Origin of the sequence: Cupriavidus sp. BIS7 (genome assembly GCF_000292345.1) — a bacterium.
GTDB lineage: Bacteria > Pseudomonadota > Gammaproteobacteria > Burkholderiales > Burkholderiaceae > Cupriavidus.
Genome location: NZ_ALOU01000071.1, coordinates 31,042 through 50,853 on the forward strand (window position 1 = coordinate 31,042; position 19,812 = coordinate 50,853).

General features: G+C 63.7%; 17 protein-coding genes. 5 read left to right on the top strand and 12 right to left on the bottom strand.

The window, feature by feature from the left end; genetic code table 11:
* Positions 1-9: 9 nt before the first annotated feature.
* Complete coding sequence (gene rpoD, locus B552_RS0122595; RefSeq protein WP_348600380.1) at positions 10-2,271, bottom strand: RNA polymerase sigma factor RpoD; 2,262 nt, start codon at positions 2,269-2,271, stop codon at positions 10-12.
* Positions 2,272-2,281: 10 nt separating this feature from the next.
* On the opposite strand from rpoD, the gene B552_RS28675 reads away from it, so the two are divergent.
* Complete coding sequence (locus B552_RS28675; protein WP_237718326.1) at positions 2,282-2,689, top strand: hypothetical protein; 408 nt, start codon at positions 2,282-2,284, stop codon at positions 2,687-2,689.
* An 82-nt stretch (positions 2,690-2,771) separates the two neighbouring features.
* On the opposite strand, the gene dnaG is transcribed toward B552_RS28675, so the two are convergent.
* The 4 genes from dnaG to B552_RS0122620 all read right to left on the bottom strand — a co-directional run bounded on the left by dnaG (position 2,772) and on the right by B552_RS0122620 (position 7,021).
* Entirely contained in the window at positions 2,772-4,613 is a 1,842-nt protein-coding gene (dnaG, locus tag B552_RS0122605; protein WP_019451334.1) for a DNA primase, read from the bottom strand.
* A 248-nt stretch (positions 4,614-4,861) separates the two neighbouring features.
* Positions 4,862-5,311: a GatB/YqeY domain-containing protein gene (locus B552_RS0122610; protein ID WP_019451335.1), complete on the bottom strand. Its 450-nt coding sequence runs from the start codon at positions 5,309-5,311 to the stop codon at positions 4,862-4,864.
* A gap of 124 nt (positions 5,312-5,435) precedes the next feature.
* A complete protein-coding gene (gene rpsU / locus B552_RS0122615; RefSeq protein ID WP_026035947.1) occupies positions 5,436-5,648 on the bottom strand; it encodes a 30S ribosomal protein S21 in 213 nt (70 codons plus the stop codon).
* A 131-nt stretch (positions 5,649-5,779) separates the two neighbouring features.
* On the bottom strand, positions 5,780-7,021 hold the full coding sequence (locus B552_RS0122620; RefSeq protein WP_019451337.1) for an NAD(P)/FAD-dependent oxidoreductase: 1,242 nt from the start codon (positions 7,019-7,021) through the stop codon (positions 5,780-5,782).
* Between the two features lie 158 nt (positions 7,022-7,179).
* Here B552_RS0122620 and tsaD point away from each other — a divergent pair, with 158 nt between their 5' ends.
* Positions 7,180-8,208 carry a tRNA (adenosine(37)-N6)-threonylcarbamoyltransferase complex transferase subunit TsaD gene (tsaD, locus tag B552_RS0122625; RefSeq protein WP_019451338.1) on the top strand — a complete coding sequence of 343 codons (1,029 nt, stop codon included), beginning with the start codon at positions 7,180-7,182 and terminating at the stop codon, positions 8,206-8,208.
* Between the two features lie 52 nt (positions 8,209-8,260).
* On the opposite strand, the gene folE2 is transcribed toward tsaD, so the two are convergent.
* The 4 genes from folE2 to B552_RS0122645 form a co-directional block, all read right to left on the bottom strand.
* Positions 8,261-9,064 (bottom strand): GTP cyclohydrolase FolE2, encoded by an 804-nt coding sequence (folE2, locus tag B552_RS0122630; protein ID WP_019451339.1) that lies wholly within the window; start codon positions 9,062-9,064, stop codon positions 8,261-8,263.
* A gap of 325 nt (positions 9,065-9,389) precedes the next feature.
* Entirely contained in the window at positions 9,390-11,306 is a 1,917-nt protein-coding gene (dxs, locus tag B552_RS0122635; RefSeq protein ID WP_019451340.1) for a 1-deoxy-D-xylulose-5-phosphate synthase, read from the bottom strand.
* A gap of 43 nt (positions 11,307-11,349) precedes the next feature.
* Positions 11,350-12,234 carry a farnesyl diphosphate synthase gene (locus tag B552_RS0122640; RefSeq protein ID WP_019451341.1) on the bottom strand — a complete coding sequence of 295 codons (885 nt, stop codon included), beginning with the start codon at positions 12,232-12,234 and terminating at the stop codon, positions 11,350-11,352.
* The gene (locus tag B552_RS0122645) at positions 12,231-12,545 is read right to left on the bottom strand and encodes an exodeoxyribonuclease VII small subunit (RefSeq protein ID WP_026035948.1); all 315 of its coding nucleotides are present in this window, start codon (positions 12,543-12,545) and stop codon (positions 12,231-12,233) included. Before B552_RS0122645 ends, B552_RS0122640 begins: the two co-directional genes overlap by 4 nt.
* Before the next feature lie 424 nt (positions 12,546-12,969).
* Here B552_RS0122645 and B552_RS0122650 point away from each other — a divergent pair, with 424 nt between their 5' ends.
* From B552_RS0122650 to B552_RS0122660, 3 genes are all read left to right on the top strand, one after another.
* Complete coding sequence (locus B552_RS0122650; RefSeq protein ID WP_019451343.1) at positions 12,970-14,076, top strand: aromatic ring-hydroxylating dioxygenase subunit alpha; 1,107 nt, start codon at positions 12,970-12,972, stop codon at positions 14,074-14,076.
* Positions 14,077-14,277: 201 nt separating this feature from the next.
* Entirely contained in the window at positions 14,278-15,198 is a 921-nt protein-coding gene (locus tag B552_RS0122655) for a DMT family transporter (RefSeq protein WP_019451344.1), read from the top strand.
* A 65-nt stretch (positions 15,199-15,263) separates the two neighbouring features.
* Positions 15,264-16,121, top strand: coding sequence for a sulfurtransferase (locus B552_RS0122660; RefSeq protein WP_019451345.1), 858 nt, complete (start codon positions 15,264-15,266; stop codon positions 16,119-16,121).
* Between the two features lie 37 nt (positions 16,122-16,158).
* Here B552_RS0122660 and B552_RS0122665 read toward each other — a convergent pair whose 3' ends face one another.
* The 3 genes from B552_RS0122665 to B552_RS0122675 all read right to left on the bottom strand — a co-directional run bounded on the left by B552_RS0122665 (position 16,159) and on the right by B552_RS0122675 (position 19,621).
* Complete coding sequence (locus tag B552_RS0122665) at positions 16,159-16,971, bottom strand: ZIP family metal transporter (RefSeq protein WP_237718328.1); 813 nt, start codon at positions 16,969-16,971, stop codon at positions 16,159-16,161.
* Between the two features lie 151 nt (positions 16,972-17,122).
* Positions 17,123-17,995 carry a dienelactone hydrolase family protein gene (locus B552_RS0122670; RefSeq protein WP_019451347.1) on the bottom strand — a complete coding sequence of 291 codons (873 nt, stop codon included), beginning with the start codon at positions 17,993-17,995 and terminating at the stop codon, positions 17,123-17,125.
* A 222-nt stretch (positions 17,996-18,217) separates the two neighbouring features.
* On the bottom strand, positions 18,218-19,621 hold the full coding sequence (locus tag B552_RS0122675; protein ID WP_019451348.1) for an NAD(P)/FAD-dependent oxidoreductase: 1,404 nt from the start codon (positions 19,619-19,621) through the stop codon (positions 18,218-18,220).
* Positions 19,622-19,812 lie beyond the last annotated feature (191 nt).

A 19,812-nucleotide genomic window follows, 5' to 3' on the forward strand; every position in this document is an offset into this window, starting at 1 on the left:
TGAAAGGCCTTAGTTGCCTTCCAGGAAGCTCTTCAGCTTGTCAGAGCGGCTCGGGTGCCGCAGCTTGCGCAGCGCCTTTGCCTCGATCTGGCGGATCCGTTCTCGCGTCACGTCGAACTGCTTGCCGACTTCCTCGAGCGTGTGGTCCGTGCTCATTTCGATGCCGAAACGCATGCGCAGCACCTTGGCTTCGCGCGGCGTCAGGCTGTCGAGCACGTCCTTGACCACGTCGCGCATGGAGCCATGCAGCGCAGCCTCGGCCGGGGCCAGCGTGTTCGTGTCCTCGATGAAGTCGCCCAGATGGGAATCGTCGTCGTCACCGATCGGCGTTTCCATGGAGATCGGTTCCTTGGCGATCTTCATGATCTTGCGGATCTTGTCCTCGGGCATCTCCATCTTCTCGGCCAGCGTTGCCGGATCCGGCTCGTTGCCGGTTTCCTGCAGGATCTGGCGCGAGATCCGGTTCATCTTGTTGATCGTTTCGATCATGTGCACCGGAATACGAATCGTGCGAGCCTGGTCAGCAATCGAACGCGTAATGGCCTGGCGGATCCACCACGTGGCGTAAGTGGAGAACTTGTAGCCGCGACGGTATTCGAACTTGTCCACCGCCTTCATCAGGCCGATGTTGCCTTCCTGGATCAGGTCCAGGAACTGCAGGCCGCGGTTCGTGTACTTCTTCGCGATCGAGATCACCAGGCGCAGGTTGGCCTCGGTCATTTCACGCTTGGCTTCGCGCGCGCGCTTCTCGCCTTCGGACATCTTGCGGTTGACGTCCTTCAGCTCCTTCAGCGGCAGCACCACGCGGGCCTGCAGGTCGATCAGCTTCTGTTGCAGTTCGTGCACGGCCGGCACGTTACGCTCGACGATCGTGCTGTAACCCTTGTTGTCGGCCACGATGGTCTGGATCCAGTCCAGGTTCGTCTCGTTGCCCGGGAAGCGGGCCACGAAATCGGCACGCGGCATGCCGCACTTGTCGACCACGATGTTCAGGATGGCGCGTTCGAGCTTGCGAACTTCATCCACCTGGCCACGCAGCGTGTCGCACAGGCGCTCGACGTTACGCGCGGTGAAGCGAATGCCCATCAGCTCGGCCTGGATCGCTTCCTGGGCCTTCACGTACGGCTTCGACTTGTAGCCTTCCTTCTCGAATGCGCGGCGCATCTTGTCGAACTGCTCGGCGATCACGCGGAATTTCTCCAGCGCGGCAACCTTCAGTTCTTCAAGCTGGCGAGCCGACGCACCGGCGCCAGCGCCACCGTCGTCATCCTCGTCATCGCCTTCCTCGTCGCCCTCTTCGTCCGAATCCTCGTCTTCGTCATCGGAAGCGGCCGACTGGGCCTGCGAGTTGTCCTGGACTTCCTCGGCGTTCGGGTCGATCAGGCCGTCGACGAACTCGTCGATCTTGATCTCTTCGTTGGCCACGCGCTCGGCGCTGGCCAGGATTTCCGAGATGGTGACCGGGCAGGCCGAGATGGCCATGACCATGTCCTTGAGGCCCGCTTCGATGCGCTTGGCGATTTCGATTTCGCCTTCGCGCGTCAGCAGTTCCACCGTACCCATCTCGCGCATGTACATGCGGACCGGATCGGTGGTGCGGCCGAATTCGGAGTCAACCGTCGACAGCGCGGCTTCGGCTTCTTCCTCGGCCTCTTCCTCGCTCGTGGCGGACGGTGCGTTGTCGTTGAGCAGCAGCGTCTCGGCGTCCGGCGCCTGTTCGTAGACGGCGATGCCGATGTCGTTCAGCGTGGCGACCAGCGTGTCGATCGTTTCCGAATCGACCATGTCGTCCGGCAGGTGATCGTTGATTTCCGCATAGGTCAGGTAGCCGCGCGACTTGCCCAGCTTGATCAGCGCCTTGAGCTTCTGGCGGCGGACCTCGAGTTCTTCCTCGCTACCGGCCTGGTTGGACGAGGCGAACTCCTTGAGCAGAGCCTTTTCCTTGGCCTTGCGGTCCTTCGCCTTCTGCTTCTCGGTCTTGGGCGCAGCGGCGGGAGTGGCCGGCGCGTCGTTGTCGTAAAACTCTTCAGTCACGTCTTCGATTGTGCTGTCTGCTTGCTGCATCTCGGCCTTGGGCTTGCGGCCGCGCTTCTTGGGCTCCGGCTTGACGGCCGGAGCGGCGGGCTGCTCGGATGCAACGGGTGCGGGAGTCGCGGCACGGGCCTTGGGCGCGGCGGCAGCGGTTGCGCCTGCCTTGGCGCCCCCACTCCGTGTGCCGGCCGTCGTTGCCGCACGCTTGCTCTCGACTTCGGTATTCTGCTGTTTCGCCACGGTGATACTCTTGCCTTTCACTGGTGCAGCGGCGCTCTTGCCGCTTGTATTGGCGCTCTTGCCGCTCTCGCGTGCCGAAGTCGAGGGCTTTGTGTTTTCGGATGTGCGATTCCTGGCGGAAGCGGTTCCGTCGGGCGCAGTAGCGCTCCGCGCGGATTTTGCTGGCGCAGACCGGGCTGATGTCGTCCTGACTGACGCGGTCGATGTCTTCGCCGCCGTTGTTTTCACGGACGCCTTGCCGCTCCCTGATTGGGGAGCTTTGGAGGGTGCCTTCACGGCTACCCCTTCGGTTGCTTTGGCCTTTGCCATTGGCACGCTCACTTTCGCCAGTAATGGGAAGAAAGATTTCGCAATCCAAACCGGGCATTGTAGCACGTCGCCAACCCCCGGCTTCCTGTCAGGTGGTGTTTTCACCTGAAAAATCAAGGCTTAAGCAGTTTGGCCAACAAAATTCCAGTCAGTTCAGGCCACGTGCACAACGGCTCAAGCCAAAAGTTGGTTCAACTGTCCTCCGCCGTGGCCGGCCGCCAGCCCATTTGTCGGCGGCGCTGCACTTCCCGCGACAGCCACAGATAACGGGTCTTGGTCGCCTCGTCGGCCGTGCCCGCGCTCACCATGGCCTCCAGCGTCTTCTGCTCCCGCTCGAGCGGCTCGGCCAACAGCTTATGAACCGCGCCGTCGAACTCATGTGTCGCCGGCTCCTCTTCGATGTCCTCCCGAAGTACCGCCGTGCGTGCGCTTGCATAGACGTCCGCATAAGGCGTCTGCGCAAGCTGCTCGCTGAATGCCGCAAAGTTCACTTCGCCCTGGATACCATCGCAGGCTGTCACGAGGTGAGCCAGAACCTCGGTTTCGGGACGCTGGGGATCCAGCAGCAATGCCCGGGTATCTTCATCAAGCCGCGCCGCCAGCGACGGGTAGCACATCAAAAGCTGGATTACGCGCTGCTCAAGCCCGGTCGGCGCCTGCCGGCGCGCGCGCGGGCGGGGCTGTGCGAAACGCCCAACGCGCGACGAATCGCTGCCTAAACCACAAACGGCCTCGATCTCGGCTGGCGTCGTACCCGTAGCATCGGCAAGTTCACGCACAATCTGTAGCCGCAGCCCGCCTGCCGGCATCGCCTGAAGCATCGGCTTGGCCTCGTACTGGGCACGGGCGCGACCCTCGGGCTGGCGCAGATCCTGGTCTTCGGTGACGATTTGCAGCAGGAAGCGCGACAAAGGCATCGCGTTCTGGACCTGGCGCGCAAATGCGTCGGTGCCTTCCTCGCGGACGTAACTGTCGGGATCATGTTCAGCAGGCAGAAACAGGAAGCGAATCGTCTTGTTGTCTGCCACGTGAGGCAGACAGGCCTCCAGCGCCCGGCGCGCCGCGCGGCGGCCTGCGGCATCGCCATCGAACGAGAAAACCACGGCATCCGTCTGACGCATCAGCTTCTGCACGTGCACCGGGGTGCAAGCCGTACCCAGCGTGGCGACGGCGTTGGCAAATCCAAGCTGGGCCAGTGCCACCACGTCCATGTAGCCTTCCACCACCAACACGTAGCCATTTTCGCGGATTGCGTGGCGTGCCTCGAACAGGCCGTAGAGCTCCGTTCCCTTGCTGAAGAGCGGCGTTTCCGGAGAGTTCAGGTACTTTGGCTCGCCCTGCCCCATCACGCGGCCGCCGAAACCGATCACGTTGCCCTTGGTATTGCGGATCGGAAACATGATGCGATCACGGAAGCGGTCATAGCGGCGCGGCTTGCCGTCGGCGTCGCGCTTTTCCTGCGACTCGATCAGCAGCCCGGCCTCCACCAGCGGCGCGGCAATCGCGTCATCACGGTAACTGCCGAATACCGCTTCAAGCCCCTGCCAGTCATCCGGCGCGTAGCCAAGCCCGAAGTGGGCAGCAATCTCGCCTGTCAGGCCGCGGCCCTTGAGGTACTGGATTGCCTGCGGCGCCCCGCGCAACTGCTTCCTGTAGAAATCGGTGGCGCGGGTCATGGCGTCGGTAAGCGCTATCGACCTGGCCTGCTGCTCTGCCCGCTGCGCGGGCGGCAGGCTATTGCGTTCCTCGGGCACCGACAGCCCGACCGACTGGGCAAGTTCGCGTACCGCGTCAGGGTAGGACTGCCCCGAATACTCCATCAGGAAGCCGATGGCCGAACCATGCGCGCCGCACCCGAAGCAGTGGTAGAACTGCTTGGTCGGCGAAACCGTGAACGACGGCGATTTCTCGTTATGGAACGGGCACAGGCCCATGAAGTTGGCGCCGCCCTTCTTCAACTGCACGTACTTGCCCACCACATCGACAATGTCGACGCGGTTGAGCAGGTCCTGAATAAAGGATTGCGGAATCACCCGACTGACCGTCCTGATGGCGCGACCTGCCCGGAACGCCGGTGGCCGCTGTATTGTTCTCTGGGATGCGTGACCGGGACGTCGCCCGGCAGCTATCGACTCATTGTAGTGCAGATGCAACGCGGCGCCGGCGATTGCCCACATTGACCATCAACTCCGGCTAATGTGGTGGCAACTTCATGCATTGCAATCGCCGATCACGCACTGCGCACGCACTGCGCAAGTTTTGCGACTGATCTGCGAGAGAGTTACTTCGGTGCCAGCGCCGCCTTTACCAGAGCGGACACGGCGGTCATGTCGGCACGGCCTGCCAGGCGCGATTTCACCATGCCCATGACCTTGCCCATGTCCTGAGGACCGGCTGCACCGGTTTCAGCCACGGCCTTCTGCACTTCGGCGGCCACCTCGGCTTCGGACAACTGCGCCGGCATGTAGATCGTCAGCACGTCCACTTCGGCCTTTTCCTTCGCCACCAGGTCATCGCGGCCAGCCTGCTCGAACTGGCTGATCGAGTCCTTGCGCTGCTTGATCATCTTGTCGATCACGGCGGTGATAGCGGCATCGTCAAGCTCCACGCGGTCGTCGACTTCGCGCTGCTTGATGGCTGCCAGCAGCAGGCGGATCGTACCGAGGCGATCGGCTTCGCGGGCGCGCATCGCGGCCTTCATGTCGTCGTTGATGCGGATTTTGAGGGACATGGCAATCTTCCGAAAAATTGGGATACGCGCCGACCATGGACGCGTGCTGGACAACTCCGACCATAACGCAAAAACCCGCCGGAGCCATGCTCCTAGCGGGTTTCATGCTGACGCCAAGACGCGCTCAGTACAGCTTTTTCGGCAACATCTGGCTGCGAAGGCGCTTGTAGTTGCGTTTGACGGCGGCGTCGCGCTTGCGTTTGCGCTCGGCGGTCGGCTTCTCGTAAAACTCTCGAGCGCGCAGCTCCGGGATCAGGCCGTTCTTCTCGATGGTGCGCTTGAAGCGACGCATTGCGACTTCAAACGGCTCATTTTCTTTCAGGCGAATTGTTGTCATTTGGCCAAAAAGCAAAGAGAAAACCAGGAATCGTGCCGGCACCGCGCCAGCGGCTTTACGAGAGCAGCCGATTGTAGCGCAAGGTCTGCCACGCTGCACGTGGGCGCCCACCACAGCCGGAGGCGTGCCGCCTACACGACGGCGCCGGCAGCGCGTGCCGCTTCCGCCACGGCCTCGCCCGCCGCCACAGCCGACGCCCAGGCCCACTGGAAGTTGTAGCCGCCAAGCCAGCCGGTCACGTCGACCACTTCGCCGATGAAGTAGAGCCCATCGACCTCGCGCGCCATCATCGTCGCCGAAGACAGTCCGCGCGTGTCCACGCCGCCCATTGTCACCTCAGCCTTCTTGTAGCCCTCGGTCCCGGACGGCACCAGGCGCCAGCGATTGAGCGACTCACCGAGCTGACGCAGTGACTTGTCGGGCATATCGGCCACAGATTGCGCGCCCGACAGCCCGGCTGCCGCGCACCATGCGTCGGCCAGCCGCGAGGGCAGACGCTCGCCGAGCAGGTTATTCAGGTGCTTGCGGCTGCCCTTCTTGTGGCCGATCAGCCACGCCGCGGCGTCCTCGCCATCGAACAGATCGATCTCGATCGGCGCACCCGGGCGCCAAAAGCTTGAAATCTGCAGCACGGCGGGGCCGGACAGGCCACGGTGCGTCCACAGCAGATCTTCCTTGAACGCGCCGGCAGCCTTGCCGTTGCCGGTGGCAATGTCGACTTCCATCGACACCCCCGCAAGCGGCACAAACGGCTGCCAGGCCTGTCCGTCGAACGTCAGCGGCACCAGCGCCGGACGCGTATCGACAATCTTCAGGCCAAACTGGCGCGCAATGGCATAGCCGAAATCCGTGGCGCCAATCTTCGGGATCGACAACCCGCCCGTCGCCACCACCACCGCCCCAGCGCGCACCGTGCCCTGCGTGGTCAGCAACAGATAGTCGCTACCCTCGCGCCGGATCTCCTGAATACTGCAGCCGGTCTGCCATCGCACGCCGCCGCTCTCGCACTCGGCGCGCAGCAGGCTGATGACGTCCTCGGCGCTGTCGTTGCAGAACAGTTGGCCGCGGTGCTTCTCGTGCCAGCCGATGTCGTAGCGGCGCATCAGCGCCAGGAAATCCTGCGGCGTGTAGCGCACCAGCGCCGAGCGGCAGAAATGGGGGTTGGACGACAGGTAGTTGGCCGGGCCGGCCTGCAGATTGGTGAAATTGCAGCGTCCGCCGCCAGAGATACGGATCTTCTCGGCCAGACGCGTGGCGTGGTCGATCAGCACCACCCGCGCGCCGCGCTGCCCGGCCACCGCGGCACACATCATGCCGGCCGCCCCCGCGCCCAGCACCGCCACATCGAACCGTTCTTTTCTGCTTTGAGTCATGCTGCCCTTTCAACGAAGCGGGGATTGTAGCGAAATGCCGCCCGGCGAGCGCGCCCGGCCCCGGTGTGCTACCCTGCTGGCCTTCAGATTTTGCCGGCACGATCGCTGCAGATCACTGCATCAACGCGTTCCCGGCCGCACCAGAACCACCAGAAACCATGCTTGTCCTCGGCATCGAATCCTCCTGCGACGAAACCGGGCTGGCCCTCTATGACACCGAGGCCGGCCTGCTCGCGCATGCGCTGCACTCGCAGATCGCCATGCATCGCGAATACGGCGGCGTGGTGCCCGAACTGGCATCGCGAGACCACATCCGGCGCGTGCTGCCACTGCTGCAACAGGTACTTGATGAAGCTGGCCGCACGCGCGCAGACATCGACGCCATCGCCTATACCCAGGGCCCCGGGCTGGCCGGCGCCCTGCTGGTCGGCGCGTCTGTGGCCAATGCGCTGGGCTTTGCGCTGGGCGTGCCGATGATTGGCGTGCATCACCTTGAGGGCCATCTGCTGTCGCCGCTGCTGACCAGCGCCCCGCCACCGTTCCCGTTCGTGGCACTGCTGGTTTCGGGCGGGCACACCCAGCTGATGGAAGTCAAAGGCATCGGCGATTACCGGTTGCTTGGCGAAACGCTCGACGATGCCGCCGGCGAAGCGTTCGACAAGACCGCCAAGCTGCTGGGCCTGGGCTATCCGGGCGGCCCGGAAGTCTCGCGGCTGGCCGAGTTCGGCAACCCCGACGCATTCGAGCTGCCACGGCCGATGCTGCATTCGGGCAATCTCGATTTCTCGTTCGCCGGCCTGAAGACCGCCGTGCTGACGCAGACGCGCAAGCTCAGCAATACGTGCGAACAGGATCGAGCCAATCTGGCGCGCGCATTCGTCGACGCGATCGTCGACGTGCTGGCCGCGAAGTCGTTCGCCGCGCTCAAGCAGACCGGCGACAAGCGGCTGGTTGTAGCTGGCGGCGTGGGCGCGAATCGCCAGCTACGCGAGCGGCTCAATGAAATGGGCAAGCGCCGCAAGGTCGAAGTGTTCTACCCCGACCTGGCGTTCTGCACCGACAACGGGGCCATGATCGCCTTCGCCGGCGCGATGCGTCTGCAGGCGGCGCCGCAGCTTGCGCGGCACGACTACGACTATGGCGTGACGCCGCGCTGGGATCTGGCTGACATCAGGCTGCCGGCTTGAAGTTGCCTCTCTCCCGCATGCGGGAGAGAGGGAGCAATCCATCGGTACTTGATCAGGCCAACCGCTTGTCGTGCTCAATCACCGCGTAAGCGCTGTGATTGTGGATCGATTCGAAGTTCTCGGCTTCGAGCGTGTACGCCACGATGCGATCGTCGGCGTTCAGGCGCATCGCGATGTCGCGCACGAGGTCTTCCACGAACTTCGGATTCTCGTAGGCGCGCTCGGTGACGAACTTCTCGTCGGGACGCTTGAGCAGGCCCCACAGTTCGCACGATGCCTCTTCCTCGGCCATGCGCACGAGCGTCTCCACGCTCAGGTCGCCGGCCAGCTCCACCTGCATCGTGATATGCGAACGCTGGTTGTGCGCGCCGTATTGCGAAATCTTTTTCGAGCACGGGCACAGGCTCGTCACCGGCACCAGCGCGGTCATGAACAGGCGCGTCTGGCCGTCGCGGGCCTCGGCAACCAGCGTCACCTCGTAGTCCAGCAGCGACTGCACGCCCGATACCGGCGCCGTCTTCGAGATGAAATACGGGAACGAGACCTCGATGCGGCCTGCATCGGCTTCCAGGCGCACCAGCATGTCGTCGAGCAACGCGCGGAATGCGGCCAGGTCCAGCGCCGCGCGGTTGTCTTCGAGCAGGGCCATGAAGCGCGACATGTGCGTGCCCTTCTGGTCGGCCGGCAGGCGCACATCCAGGTTGAACGTACCGACGGTACCCACGTCTCCGGAAGGAGTCTTCAGCGTGAGCGGAAAGCGCACGCCCTTCACGCCCACGCGCTGGATCACGATCTGGCGGGTATCCACGCTCGACTGGACGTCGGGCATGACAAAGGCGGGATTGATGTCATTCATCTACGGTTTCCTCCAGGAGGCCATCAGAGGGGGGCAGGCCATCCTTACGGTCGCGGCGTTTTCGCAGAACCTCTCCACGCCGCGCAACGAGTGTGAAACGACGGGTCCAGGCTTGATCGAGGGCGCCGGCCCGTAGCTGCGAACACAAAAAATGGAAGTGCGATTCTACGGGATATTGGCGAGCCTTGTCGCAGCGCCGCATTAATCCGCATATTTCCTGCGGGTAATGTTCGGGCGATGCCGGGAAACGCCATTTCAACGCGCCCAAAAGCAAACCGGCGCGGGATTACCGCGCCGGTTTGTCTGACTGCGATGCCAAATGGCGTCAGGCCACGCGCGTCGCCACCTTCACCGGTTGCGCCGCCAGGCCGAAACGCTCGCGCACCGAGCGTTCGATTCCGGCCGCATCGAGGCCGCACAGCGACAACAGGTACGCCGGATCGCCGTGATCGATGAACTTGTCGGGAAGGCCCAGCACAAGCGTCGGAATCTCGATGCCCGCCTCGGACAGCGCTTCAAGCACGGCGCCACCGGCACCGCCCATCGTGGCACCCTCTTCCACCGTGACGAGGAAGTCGTGGCTGGCGGCCAGTTGCTTGACCAGTTCGACGTCGAGCGGCTTCACGAAACGCATGTTGGCCACCGTGGCGTCGATCTGCTCGGCAGCGGTCAGTGCCGGGTGCAGCATCGAACCGAAAGCCAGGATCGCCACGCGCTGACCTGCGCGCGCATGGCCTTCGCGACGGATCTCGCCCTTGCCCACCGGCAGCGCCGTCAGCTCGGCCTGCGTGGCCACGCCAACGCCCGCGCCGCGCGGATAGCGCACGGCGGTCGGGCAATCCTGCTGGTAAGCCGTGGTCAGCAGCTGGCGGCACTCGTTCTCGTCGGACGGCGTCATCACCATCATGTTGGGGATGCAGCGCAGGAACGGAATGTCGTAGGCACCGGCATGCGTGGCGCCATCAGCGCCCACCAGCCCCGCGCGGTCCAGTGCGAACACCACCGGCAGATTCTGCAGCGCCACGTCGTGGATAAGCTGGTCGTAACCGCGCTGCAGGAACGTCGAGTAGATCGCCACCACCGGCTTCAGGCCTTCACAGGCCAGGCCGCCAGCAAACGTGACCGCGTGCTGCTCGGCGATACCGACGTCGTAGTAGCGGTCCGGGAAGCGCTTCTCGAACTCGACCATGCCCGAGCCCTCGCGCATGGCCGGCGTTACGCCGATCAGCCGCTTGTCGGCAGCGGCCATGTCGCACAGCCACTCGCCGAACACTTGCGTATAGGTCTTGCGCGACGGCTTGGCCGACGGACGAATACCTTCGGCCGGGTTGAACTTGCCGGGGCCGTGGTAAAGGATCGGATCGGCCTCGGCCAGCTTGTAGCCCTGACCCTTCTTGGTCACCACGTGCAGGAACTGCGGGCCGTGCCCTTCCAGCGCGCGCTGGCGGATGTTCTGCAGCGTCGGCACCAGCGATTCGAGGTCGTGGCCGTCGATCGGGCCGATATAGTCAAAGCCGAATTCCTCGAACAGCGTGGCCGGCACGACCATGCCCTTGGCATGTTCTTCCAGGCGCTTTGCGAACTCGAGCACCGGCGGCGCGACCGACAACACCTTCTCGATGCCCTTCTTGGTCGCTGCGTAGAACTGGCCCGACAGCAGGCGCGCCAGGTGCTTGTTCAGCATGCCCACCGGCGGCGAGATCGACATGTCGTTGTCGTTCAGCACCACCAGCATCGGCAGGTCCTTGTAGACACCTGCGTTGTTCATGGCTTCGAAGGCCATGCCGGCGGTCATCGCACCATCGCCGATCACGGCGATGCCCACGCGCTTCTCGCCACGCGTACGCGCGCCAAGCGCCATGCCCAGTGCCGCGGAAATCGACGTCGACGAGTGCGCGGTGCCGAACGTGTCGTATTCGCTTTCGGCGCGACGCGGGAAGCCGGAGATACCACCGAACTGGCGCAGCGTCGACATGCGGTCGCGGCGGCCGGTCAGGATCTTGTGGGGGTAGCTCTGGTGACCCACGTCCCAGACCACGCGGTCGTTGGGCGTGTCGAAGACATAGTGCAGCGCAATGGTCAGTTCCACCGTGCCAAGGTTGGACGACAGGTGCCCGCCGGTCTGCGAGACCGATTCGAGCACGTAGGCGCGGAGTTCCTCGGCCAGCGTGTTGAGCTGGCGACGGTCCAGCTTGCGCAGGTCCGCGGGGTCGTCGATTTTGTTGAGCAGCGTGTAGGTCATGGTGTCCGTTCGGCCGCCGGATTCTTTGTGTCCGGCTTTCAGTTCAGTTTGAGCGCAGCACGATCAGGTCGGCCAGTTCCGCCAGACGTCCGGCGCGTGCGCCGAATCCAGCCAGCGCCTCGTGGGCGTCGGTGCGTAGCTGGGCGGCCAGCTCCCGTGCTGCATCCAGGCCAAGCAGCGACACGTAGGTCGGCTTGTCGTTAGCGGCGTCCTTGCCGGCGGTCTTGCCAAGCGTGGCCGTATCGGCAGTCACGTCGAGAATATCGTCTACGACCTGGAACGCCAATCCCACAGCCGCGGAATAGCGGTCAAGCGCGGCCAGACCGGCCGGATCGATGCTTCCGCACAACGCCCCCATGCGCACGCTGGCGCGCAGCAGCGCACCGGTCTTCATGCGATGCATGCCCTCCAGCGCCTCGCGGGTCATTGCCTTGCCGACGTTCTGCAGGTCGATCGCCTGGCCGCCGCACATGCCGACCGAACCCGACGCCACGGCCAGTTCGGACACCAGCTTCAGGCGCGCTTCCGCACCAAGTGCCGGAGCCTGGGCCAGCACGATGAACGCCTGCGTCTGCAGCGCGTCGCCCACCAGCAGTGCCGTGGCCTCGTCATAGGCCTTGTGGACCGTCGGACGGCCGCGGCGCAGGTCATCGTCGTCCATGCAAGGCATGTCGTCGTGAACCAGCGAATATGCGTGAATCATCTCCACAGCGCATGCCGCGGCGTCGCAGGCTTCAGGTGTCGCACCGACCACTTCGCCCGCAGCATGAACCAGCAGCGGGCGTACCCGCTTGCCACCGCCGAGCACAGCATAGCGCATGGCTTCATGCAAGGTGTGTGGAATTGTGTCCGTGGACGGTAGGGCCGCGTCGAGGGCGGCCTCGGTGCGGGCGCCTTGCGTCCGCATCCAGGTAGCGAAATCGCTCATTCGAAATCTGCGCTATTGCTGTTGCTATCTGCGTTGTTCTGGGTGCGCGTCTCGCCGGCCAGCGGCTTCAGCGCGTCACCTTCCAGTACCTTGACCTGTTGCGCGACCCGCTCCAGGCTCTGCTGGCAGAAGCGGACGAGTTCGGCTCCACGGCGGTAGGCGGCAAGCGACGCCTCCAGCGGCAACTCGCCGCTCTCCATGCTCGCCACCAACGTCTCCAGTTCGGCCATTGCGGCCTCGTAGGAAGCCGGCGGCGCACTGGCGGCCGGCGTATCTTCAGGCTGGACCGGGGTGGTCGTCGTTCTTGGCATGTCGGGCCTTGATCAGGGGAATTCGGGATTTTACGCCAATCCTGGGCTTGGTCGCAGAATCGCCTGACCAGCACAATAGCCACATAGGCCCCATGGGTACCCCCTAACATCGGCTTTTGACAAGGAAGTGACGTGTGCGCCCGGGTCGTCATTCGGAATGCGCTGCAAAGGGCACCTCCATGACGACCCGGGTCGACTTTTTCGCTAAAAAGGCAAAAAAATCAGTCCCTTAACTTTTTGGGTCGGGTACAATCCCGGGCTCGTCAGCGAGTTCCCCACCGTTGCGTCAACCACGCATTCCCAGGTCACCAGACACGCGGGAACTGGTCCGGGTCCGGCTCGTCTGACACTGTTTCCCAAATCGATTTCATATTTCGATGGTTGGGTTGTTCACTGCTTTCGCCTGTTATAGGGAGTGGGGATAATGTCCAATCTCAGCACCGCGCTCAAACTTGCGCCGGCTGATTCGCAGTTGCCCGTCAACGTCTACTTTGACGAGGCACTGTATCAACAAGAACTGGAACTGCTGTTCAAGAAGGGCCCGGGCTACGTCGGCCACGAACTGATGGTGCCGGAGACCGGCGACTTTCAGACGCTGGCCGCCGAAGACGAAGGCCGCATGCTGGTGCGCAACCCGGGCGGCATCGAACTGCTCTCCAACGTCTGCCGTCATCGCCAGGCCATCATGCTCAACGGCCGCGGCAACGCCAAGAACATCGTCTGTCCGCTACACCGCTGGACCTACGACCTCAAGGGTGACCTTCTCGGCGCTCCGCACTTCGAAAAACAGCCTTGCGTTCACCTGAACCGCTCGCCGCTCCAGAACTGGAACGGCCTGCTGTTCGAGGGCGAACGCGACGTGCGCGCCGACCTTGGCAAACTAGGCGTGGCGCAGGACCTGGACTTCGATGGCTACAAACTCGACCACGTAGAGGTTCACGACTGCGACTACAACTGGAAGACCTTTATCGAGGTCTATCTGGAGGACTACCACGTCGTGCCGTTCCACCCCGGCCTGGGCAGCTTTGTGTCCTGCGACGACCTCAATTGGGAGTTCGGCGAATGGCACAGCGTGCAGACCGTGGGCTTGCATGCTGGCCTGAAGCGCCCCGGCAGCCCCACGTACGAGAAGTGGCACGAGGCGGTGTTGCGCTTCAACAACGGCCAACTGCCGAAGTACGGTGCGATCTGGCTGACGTACTACCCCAACATCATGGTGGAGTGGTACCCGAACGTGCTGTGCATCTCCACGCTGCACCCATTGGGTCCGAACAAGACGCGCAATATCGTCGAGTTCTACTACCCCGAGGAAATCGTGCTGTTCGAGCGTGAGTTCGTCGAAGCCGAGCGCGCCGCCTATATGGAGACGTGCATCGAGGACGACGAGATTGCCGAGCGCATGGACGCCGGACGCCTGGCCCTGATGAAGCGCGGCATCAGCGAAACCGGCCCGTACCAGTCCCCGATGGAAGACGGCATGCAGCACTTCCACGAGTGGTACCGCCGCGCGATGGACTACAACAAGCGATAGCCGCCGTGCGCTGATCGCCCGTTATCTGTGGATGACATCAGGACGGACCGCGAGAGCGGTCCGTCCTGCATTGGAGCGGCCCTCCCGGCACTGCTAGAATCCATCCCTTATTCGTTGCCAGTACAACGGATTTTCATTGCGAGGCCGCTCCATCAAGAAGCCGGCCCGCGCCCCTGATCCAATCTCGCCATCTCCGACGCCATGCAATCGCTCTGGATGTTGTTTGCCGCCTTCTCGTTCTCGCTGATGGGGGTGGGCGTCAAGCTGGCGGCCGAGTTCTACACCACGGGCGAAATCGTCTTCTACCGCAGCCTGATCGGCGTGACGATCATGTGGATCATGCTGGCTTCGCGAGGTGTCCCGGTGCGTACGCCGCACATGGCCACGCATATCAAGCGCAGCGTGTTCGGCGTGACAGCCCTGCTTCTCTGGTTCACGTCGATCTCGATGCTGCCGCTGGCCACGGCGATGACGCTGAACTACATGTCGCCGGTCTGGATCGCCATGATCCTTGGTGCCAGTGCCGCGCTGGCCGGTACGGCTGGCGCTGCCGACCGCAAGCTGATTGGCGCGATCCTGCTCTCGTTTGCGGGCGTCATCTGCCTGCTGCAGCCTTCGGTGGGCCATGACCAGTTGACCGGCGGCCTGATCGGCCTGATCTCTGGCGTGTTCACGGCGCTGGCCTATGTGGAAGTGCGGCAGCTTGGCCAACTCGGAGAGCCCGAGGGGCGCATCGTGTTCTACTTCTCGGCCGTGGGTCTCGTCTGCGGACTGGTCTGGATGCTCTATTCGGGCGTAAGCCCCCATACCTGGTATGGCGCGGGCCTGCTGCTGGCGATCGGCATCCTGGCCACGCTCGGCCAGACCTCGATGACGCGTGCCTACAAGCGCGGCAACACGCTCCTGACTGCCAACCTGCAGTACGCGGGCATCGTGTTCTCGAGCCTGTGGGGCACCCTGGTGTGGGATGACAAGCTTAATTGGATCTCGTGGCTCGGGATGGCGCTGATCATTGCCAGCGGCATCGCCACCACGCTCACGCGCGCCCGCGCTACCGACGATCACCCGACACCGGCCACGCCGGTAAAGTCGCTCGAGGCCGAGGTGCATCCAGAGGTGTAGTGGTGGGTTGCGGGCGCCGGCAGGTGTAGCATTGGCGATCGATCTCATTCGCAGACACGACCCTCATGCCGACTCCGCTGATCACCGCCTCCGAACTCGACCAACTGCGCGCCGCGGGCAAGCAGCATGTGGTCGTCTTCGACTGTTCGTTCGACCTGACCAACCCCGCCGCCGGGCGCGATGGCTATCAGCAGGGCCATATTCCTGGCGCGCACTACCTGCACCTGGACAACGAACTGTCCGGCCCAAAGACCGGCACCAACGGCCGCCATCCGCTGCCCGATCCCGAATTGTTTGCCGCACGCCTGCGTGCATTGGGCGTCAACGACGATACGCTCGTAGTGGCGTATGACGCGCAAGGCAGCATGTACGCGGCACGGCTCTGGTGGATGATGCGCTGGACCGGCCATGCGGCGGTGGCCGTGATCGATGGCGGCCGGAATGCGTGGGTCGCCGCGGGCCTTCCGCTCGAACATGGCGCCACGCCGGACCCGGAAACGGCAGGCAACCTGACTCGCCGCCCGTCGCTCGTGAAGACCGTGGACGCCAACGCGCTGCTGGCCAATCTGAGCCAGCCTTCAATGCTTGTTGTCGATGCCCGCGCAGCCGACCGGTTCCGCGGCGAGAACGAAACGCTCGACCCCGTCGGCGGTCACATTCCCGGCGCCGCCAATCGCTTCTTCAAGGACAACCTCGCCGCGGACGGCTACTTCAAGCCGGCGGACCAGTTGCGCGCCGACTTCAGCCAGGTATTCGCCGGAAAGGCGCCGGGGCAGACGGTGATGCAATGCGGCTCGGGCGTTACGGCCTGCCACAATCTACTGGCGCTGGAAGTGGCCGGCCTGACCGGTGCCGCGCTGTACCCGGGATCGTGGAGCGAGTGGTGCGCGGACCCGAAGCGCCCTGTCGCCACGGGTGCTTGAACAGGTAGCTGACGACCGAGGTCGGCCGCACGCGGCGTCAGTTTGACGCCGCCTCTGCGGCAACGCGCGAATGGCTATGCGCGTGCTGCTCATGCACGCCGTTCGTGATGAATACGATGGCCGCAATGCCCGCCGCCACCAGCACCACCTGCATCGCCGACTCCTTGAGCCGCGGCTTGCGCTGCATCTGCGGCATCAGGTCGCTGACGGCGATATAGACGAAGCTGCTCGATGCAATCACCAGCACATACGGAATCCAGCTTGTGAGTTGGTCGAGCAGGAAGTACCCGACGAGCCCGCCAATGATGGCGGCCACACTCGACAGCAGGTTGAACGCAAACGCGCGCGCCTTCGAAAAACCGGCGTTCAGCAGCACGATGAAATCACCCACTTCCTGCGGGATTTCGTGTGCGGCGATGGCCAGCGCCGTGACGATGCCGATATGCGGATTGGCCAGGAACGCGGCGGCAATCACAATGCCATCGGCAAAATTGTGGAAGGTATCGCCAACCAGGATCGTCAGGCCGCTGCGGCCCGCTTCCTCGCGGTCATGGCCGTGATGGTGATGGTGCCCGTCGCCTTCGTGGTGATGCGAATGGCGCAGCAGCGAGATCTTCTCCAGCAGGAAGAAACCAAGCAGCCCGGCCAGCAGTGTGCCAAACAGCGCACGCGGGTCGGCGCCGGATTCGAACGCCTCCGGCAGAGAATGCAGCAACGCCGTGGCCAACAAGACACCTACCGAAAAGCTCACCATGCGCTCCACCACGCGCGACGCCACGGTCAGCGATAGCAGCGCCGCCCCCAGAATGCTGCCGACGCCAGAAATCGTCGCGGCCAGCAGGATGTACAGAAGCGTGGAATGGATAATGGGCTCCCCGGAACCGGCCCCTGCCCGACAACCGGGCAGTCGTAGCCGACTGCTTTGCAACCTTTAACGCAACAAGGTTGCAAAAACGCAAAAGCCGCATTGTACGTAGATCAATGCCTTCTTTGCAATCTCCTCACACGCTGTGTTCGCGGAACCAGTCCAGACAGCGCTGCCAGCCGTCCTTTGCAGCAGACTCCACATAGCTGGACCGATAGTCGGCGTTGAACGCATGCCCCGCTTCCGGGTAGACGACGAACTGCGACGCCTTGGCACTCGGGTCCGATGACGCCGCCAGCGCGGATTTCATCCGTGCCACCTGCTCCTGCGTGATGCCAGTGTCCTTGCCGCCGTACAGGCCCAGCACAGGTGCGTCGAGATCGTTGACGATATCGACCGGATTGCGCGGCTTGAGCGCCGAGGGCTCGCCCACAAGCTGGCCGTACCACGCGACACCGGCCTTCACGCGCTTGCTGTGCGCCGAGTAAAGCCAGGTGATGCGGCCGCCCCAGCAGAAACCGGTGACGGCCAGACGGTTCAGGTCGCCGCCGTGATTGCCGGCCCATGCCACGCAGGCGTCGAGATCGCCCATGACCTGCGCATCCGGCACCTTCTGGATGATGTTGGCCTGCAATTCCTGAATCGTCCCATAACTGCTCGGGTCTCCCTGGCGGGCAAACAACTCGGGAGCAATGGCCAGATAGCCGAGCTTGGCAAAGCGGCGGCAGATATCGGCGATGTGCTCATGCACGCCGAATATCTCACTGATTACGAGCACCACGGGCAGGTTTGTCTTGCCCTGGGGCTGGGCGCGATAGACAGGCATCTTGAAGCCGTTCGACTCGATCGTGACCTCACCGGCGGTCAGGCCGTTGAAATCGGTCTTGATGGTCGCGGCGGTCACCGGCAGCACGGCGGCGGCGAAGGCCGACCCGAGTGCGGTCTTGACGAAACTGCGGCGGTCAAACTTCTGACCGGGTACGAGGCTTTCGACTTCGGGCTTCAGCAAGGCGGTCTCCTTGATTTTGTAATGGAGGCTGTTTCAGGATGAAGCGAAGCGGTTCTGGCTAGGCGCGGGGCCGCAGACAGTACAAGTGGTACTGGCCGAGGCCCCGCAACGACGCCAGAATCATTCTGAAACGGCCTGCAAGTGACGCAGACATCGCCGCCAATTCTAGCAATCTCCAGAAAACCGGGCCGGCAGTGCCCTGCCGGCCCGCCACTGACAGGCTTAGTGCAGCTTCACGCGTGGGCTGGTCTTGCTGCGCAGCCAGTGCGTCACGGTGTCCAGGCCCATGCCAATCGCGCCATGCAGCGCCAGCACGTGCATCCGGTACAGCGACGTGTACATGAAGCGCGCAAACAGCCCTTCGATAAACATCGAGCCGCCGATCAGCCCGCCCATCAGGCTGCCCACGGCACTGAAGTGGCCCAGGGACACCAGCGAACCAAAGTCCTTGAAGCCGAACTTCGGCAGCGGCTTGCCAGCCAGGCGCGCGCGAATTGCATCGTAGAGGAACGTGGCCTGCTGATGCGCGGCCTGGGCACGCGGCGGCACCGTGGTCTGCTTCTCCGGCCAGGGAGCGGCCGCGCAGTCACCGAAAGCAAAAATATCGGAGTCGGTCTCGGTCTGGAGCGTGGGGCCCACCAAGATCTGGCCCATCTTGCTGACCGGCAGACCCAGCGTGCGCAACACCCCGGGCGCGGTGATACCGGCAGCCCACACCGTCAGATCGGCGTCGATGTGCCTGCCGCTGGCTGTAAGCACGGCATCACGGGTGACTTCCGTCACGCGCTCCGACGTGAACACGTCGACATCGAGCTTGCGCAGCAGCTTGGTGGTCTCTACCGATACCCGCTCGGACAGCGCCGGGAGGATTCGTGGGCCGGCTTCGACGATGTGGATGCGCACGTCTCGGCGCGGATCAAGCTGGTGCAGCCCGTAAGCATTCAGCACGTGGGCGGTGTTACGCAGTTCGGCCGACAGTTCGACGCCCGTGGCGCCAGCGCCGATGATCGCCACATCAACGCGCGGACGGCCATCCTCGCCCACACGCCCGCGGCCATTCTGCGCGCGCACGCATGCCGCGATCAGCTTGCGGCGGAAGCGTTCGGCCTGATCGACGGTATCGAGTGCGATGGCGTGCTCCGCCGCGCCCGGTACGTTGAAGAAGTGCGTGATGCAGCCGATGGCGAGCACGAGCGTGTCATACGGCAGTTCGCGCGCGGGCAACAGTTCCGCGCCGTCCTGGTCGAGGCACGCGGCCACCTGGATGACCTTGCGCTCCCGGTCGATGCCGGTCAGTTCGCCCTGCTGGAACTCGAAGTAGTGCCAGCGTGCCTGCGCCACATATTCGAGTTGGTGGGTGTTGGGGTCCATGCTGCCGGCTGCCACTTCGTGCAGCAGCGGCTTCCAGATGTGCGTGGGCGAGCGGTCGACCAGCGTTACCTGTGCCGTGCCGGGCTTGCCCAGCTTGTCGCCAAGGCGCGTGACCAGCTCAAGCCCGCCGGCCCCGCCACCGACAACGATGATGCGGTGGGCCTGATTGTCCGACCGCGGTGCCGTACCGGCCTGTGTAGTGCTGGTTGCCGCCTCCCTCTGCGCGCTTTCCTCTCTGTCGTATGCGTGACTCATGGTCTACCCGATGTTTTCAATTTGAAAACCGGCAGGCCTCGTCGGCGATCTTTGTGTTGTCGTCTTGCGCCGCGAAACCGATGTTCTTGCGATGTGTCTTGATGTGCCGCAAATGCAGGCGTTTCTGCCAGTGTGCTGCAGAGCAGCACAACTGGCAAGCCTTCCGCAGTTGCTTCAATCAGTACTCTTAT

What these genes read in the sequence shown, in the direction of transcription:
- B552_RS0122610 (WP_019451335.1), bottom strand. Translation starts at nt 5,311, where the DNA reads ATGTCCCTCAAAATCCGCATCAACGACGACATGAAGGCCGCGATGCGC.
- rpsU (WP_026035947.1), bottom strand. Translation starts at nt 5,648, where the DNA reads ATGACAACAATTCGCCTGAAAGAAAATGAGCCGTTTGAAGTCGCAATG.
- B552_RS0122620 (WP_019451337.1), bottom strand. Translation starts at nt 7,021, where the DNA reads ATGACTCAAAGCAGAAAAGAACGGTTCGATGTGGCGGTGCTGGGCGCG.
- tsaD (WP_019451338.1), top strand. Translation starts at nt 7,180, where the DNA reads ATGCTTGTCCTCGGCATCGAATCCTCCTGCGACGAAACCGGGCTGGCC.
- folE2 (WP_019451339.1), bottom strand. Translation starts at nt 9,064, where the DNA reads ATGAATGACATCAATCCCGCCTTTGTCATGCCCGACGTCCAGTCGAGC.
- dxs (WP_019451340.1), bottom strand. Translation starts at nt 11,306, where the DNA reads ATGACCTACACGCTGCTCAACAAAATCGACGACCCCGCGGACCTGCGC.
- B552_RS0122640 (WP_019451341.1), bottom strand. Translation starts at nt 12,234, where the DNA reads ATGAGCGATTTCGCTACCTGGATGCGGACGCAAGGCGCCCGCACCGAG.
- B552_RS0122645 (WP_026035948.1), bottom strand. Translation starts at nt 12,545, where the DNA reads ATGCCAAGAACGACGACCACCCCGGTCCAGCCTGAAGATACGCCGGCC.
- B552_RS0122650 (WP_019451343.1), top strand. Translation starts at nt 12,970, where the DNA reads ATGTCCAATCTCAGCACCGCGCTCAAACTTGCGCCGGCTGATTCGCAG.
- B552_RS0122655 (WP_019451344.1), top strand. Translation starts at nt 14,278, where the DNA reads ATGCAATCGCTCTGGATGTTGTTTGCCGCCTTCTCGTTCTCGCTGATG.
- B552_RS0122660 (WP_019451345.1), top strand. Translation starts at nt 15,264, where the DNA reads ATGCCGACTCCGCTGATCACCGCCTCCGAACTCGACCAACTGCGCGCC.
- B552_RS0122675 (WP_019451348.1), bottom strand. Translation starts at nt 19,621, where the DNA reads ATGAGTCACGCATACGACAGAGAGGAAAGCGCGCAGAGGGAGGCGGCA.